The organism is Xanthomarina sp. (genome assembly GCF_035306705.1).
Taxonomy (GTDB): Bacteria; Bacteroidota; Bacteroidia; order Flavobacteriales; family Flavobacteriaceae; genus Xanthomarina.
In genome coordinates this window covers 1-3,661 of sequence record NZ_DATGNO010000039.1, presented here as the reverse complement: position 1 = coordinate 3,661, position 3,661 = coordinate 1, and the positions used below count along the sequence as shown (strand labels likewise).

2 protein-coding genes and 1 pseudogene are annotated in these 3,661 nt (G+C 33.1%); all 3 read left to right on the top strand.

The annotated features are described in order from the left end of the window. The coding region (locus tag VKY47_RS03230; protein ID WP_324310309.1) for a helix-turn-helix domain-containing protein at positions 1-193 on the top strand (193 nt) is incomplete at its 5' end. 118 nt (positions 194-311) lie between these two features. Further along, positions 312-1,808: a helix-turn-helix domain-containing protein gene (locus VKY47_RS03225; RefSeq protein ID WP_324310307.1), complete on the top strand. Its 1,497-nt coding sequence runs from the start codon at positions 312-314 to the stop codon at positions 1,806-1,808. Positions 1,809-2,486: 678 nt separating this feature from the next. After that, positions 2,487-3,661 (top strand): annotated as a pseudogene (locus tag VKY47_RS03220) (hypothetical protein); the annotation flags it as partial.

The window sequence follows — 3,661 nt, the reverse complement described above, 5'->3', positions numbered from 1 at the left end:
TATAAATAAGCTAAGAATTCAATATATTGTCAACAAGTTAAAATCAGATCCAGACTATTTAAATTATAAGATAAGTTATTTGGCCGAGGAATGTGGGTTCTCTTCACATAGTAAATTTTCAGCTAGCTTTAAAAATGTAACGGGCTTATCTCCTTCAACTTTTATATCAAATTTGACAAACAATAAACTTTAATTTCTCACGTATTTTAAGTTATTGGAATAATATGTTAACTAAAAATGGCCTAATAACAGACATTACAAAAAAGATTTAATTAGTTTTATGCGCTAATAAATTGATTATTTAATTAATAATGAAGTTTGTCTTTTTTATTCTATTTGCCTTTCCCGTTTTTATTTTTTCCCAAGACGAAAAGCAAGCTAGGGAATTCGATTCCATATTTTACGATATTGCGGTAAATGTCACCTCTTCTAATCCGTCTAAAGCCACACACTTGGCAGATTCCCTGTTTTTGCATTCAAGAAATGAAAAACAAAAGATAAAATCGCTAATGCTTATTGCCGATATTTTAGAGAAACAAGAAAAGCGTGGAGAGGCTATTATTTACGCACTCAAATCTCTGGAAGTAGCAAAAAACGAGAAGGATTATACCTTTCAAGCGCGAATATATGGCTTTTTATCCACCCAGTATAGGACCATTGGGTTTATGGATAAGGGGAAGTCTTTTTTAAATAAAGGTTTGGAAGCAAGCAATCATATTCCAAATAAAAGACAAGTGGAAAAGTATTTAGCCATGATGCATGAGGAAAATGCCGAATATGCTTTGGAGGCACTGGATTATGATAAAGCTATTGAGCATTTGGACTTGGCGATTCAGTTATACGAAAATGAGGAAAACCCACAATTTAAAAATTTTGTACTTGCCAATGCACAAGAAATGTTAGGGCGTTCTTATATGGCATTGAACAAGCCCGAGTTGGCACTGGAACATTTTTCGGAAGCCAATGTATTCATAAATAATGCGGACGCTGGAAATACATTATGGGCATCATTAATATATAATGGTATAGGAAAAACGTTTTTAAATTTAAAAAAAACGGACAGTGCAGAGGTTTATTTAAAGAAAGCTTTTACTATTTCTGATAAAAGCAAGCATGGATCGCTTAAAGAAAATGTTTATAAAAGTTTGGCAAGTTATTATAAGCAAATAAAGGAACAGGATAGTTTTAATTTGTATGATTCCAAGTATAACGACATTTTAAAAGAAAATAGCGCTAAGAAAAAACTCATGGTAAATAGTGCTTATAAAATTCTTAACGACCAACCTAATAAAACATCCAATAATAAATATTACTTGATTATAGCCGGTTTATTACTTCTATTGGTTTTTTCTGGTTGGTTTTATAAGAGAAAAAATATTCTCTCCAAAAATGAAGTAGTATCAAAAGTTGCTGGGAAAAAATCGATGGAAATCGTTCTTTCCCAAACAACAGAAGATGAGCTTCTACTTAAATTAAAGGAATTTGAGGCCTCAACCTATTTTCTTGATCCAAACATGTCTTTGTCTCGACTTATTGATTACTTGGAAACAAATGTAAAATATCTTAGGCAGATTCTTAAAACATATAAAAATACAGATTACACGACGTATATTAATGAACTGCGTATTAATTATATCGTAGAAAAATTAAAAACAGATCCAGAATTTTTAAATTATAAAATAAGTTATTTAGCTGATAAATGTGGTTTTTCTTCACATAGTAAATTTTCTGCTAACTTTAAAAGAGTGACGGATCTATCACCTTCAGAATTTATTAATAATATTAATAAGGATATTAATAGGACTTAGCTCCGAGCTGAAACTTTCGTAATCAAAAAAACGCTTTTTTCTTTAAGAAAGCGTTTTTTTGTTTTAGAGTAAAGGTAATTCGCTCTCATCAATTCATCCAAAAATTCCTTCAAAAAGAGGGGGATAATTATTAAAAACACCAGAAATAGATAAGCGCCTAATCATGAGGTGCTTGCGTCCTGTCCGTTTTACGGAAAAATGCTATACAACCAAATTCCGACAGGATTTTATCATATAATTTAGCCCCCAGATTGGAAGTAGCGAATGATCTCAGCACAAGGAGCATTTTTAGTCGTTTAATAAGTTATTGCCAATGCGCAATCTGCACCTTTTATTATTTTCAATGCGATTTTTTTAAGCAATAAGACAAAGCAATTTAGAATTTATGAAAAATTATTACCCTTACTTATTTTACTTTCAAGTAGTTAGTTTAGGTCTTCAAGCACAAATCTATTTAAAAACCTCAAAAAGTGTTATATGATTAATGAATTAAAAAATGATAAATCGTTAAAGCACGCATTATCACCGACATATAACGAACTCTATTTTTGTTGATACAAAGTTAAACAAATAGATTTGTCCAAAATTTTATGTGCCCCCAAAACAACCTCATTTAGATTGATGTCCCTAAAATATAATAGCATACCAACCCAAAGTTTCTCGATATAATATAAAATTATGAAAAAATTATTACTATTACTTATTTTCATTACAAGTAATCTTATGTATTCGCAAGTCGGTATTGGTACCGATATGCCTAATCCTTCAACACAATTAGAAATAGTTTCTAGCAATCGCGGGATATTAATTCCTCAAGTATCACTATCTAGTAATACAGATCAAACAACGATTGCTGCAGGGAATTTAGAAAGTTTATTAGTCTATAACACAAACACCTCTGCAACTCTAAGTCCTGGATATTATTATTGGTATCAAGGACGTTGGAACAAGTTAATGGTAGAAACAGATTTGCCTGACAATATTGTTTTTTGGGATGTTGTAAATAATCAATTTACTTATATTGATGCGAATGGAAACGTTCAAATTATTAATATCTCCGACCTTGAAACCTTAACTTACTTTGGTCTTAATGTCGATGGACATACGCTAGATTATACGGATGAAGATGGTATTGTAACTAGTATCGACCTAGAGACTGTTATTAAAAACTTTGAAACACTTACAACAATAGTTGCCAATAGCGATGGCACTTTCACCTTTACAGATGAAGCCGGAATTACAACTATTGTAGATATTAGCGATCTTGAAACGCTAACAACCATTGCACTTAACGCAGATAATGTTCACATCGATTATATGGATGAAGACGGCGTTTTGACCCAATTAAATTTAACACAAATTGTTAAGAATTTAGAGACCGTGACAACCATTGAGGATAATGGTGATGGTACAATTACATATACCAATGAAAATAATGATGCGGTTGTAATTAATCTAGCAGCTGGTCCTCAAGGTCCAGCAGGAGCTGACGGTGTTGATGGTGTTGATGGAACAAATGGAACAAATGGAACAAATGGAACGGACGGTATTTCTGCTTACGAAGAGTGGATCGCTGCTGGTAACACAGGAACAGAGCAAGACTTTTTAGATTCATTAGTCGGAGCGGATGGAGCTGATGGCGCTGACGGTGTTGATGGAACTGATGGAACAAATGGAACTGATGGTATTTCTGCTTACGAAGAGTGGATCGCTGCTGGTAATACAGGTACAGAGCAAGACTTTTTAGATTCTTTAATCGGAGCTGATGGCGCTGACGGAGCTGATGGAACGGATGGTGTTGATGGAACAAATGGAACGGATGGTATTTCTGCTTACGAAGAGTGGATCGCTGC

Bases quoted from the DNA above. Each gene is read 5' to 3' on its own strand.
- VKY47_RS03225 (WP_324310307.1), top strand. From the start codon at position 312: ATGAAGTTTGTCTTTTTTATTCTATTTGCCTTTCCCGTTTTTATTTTT.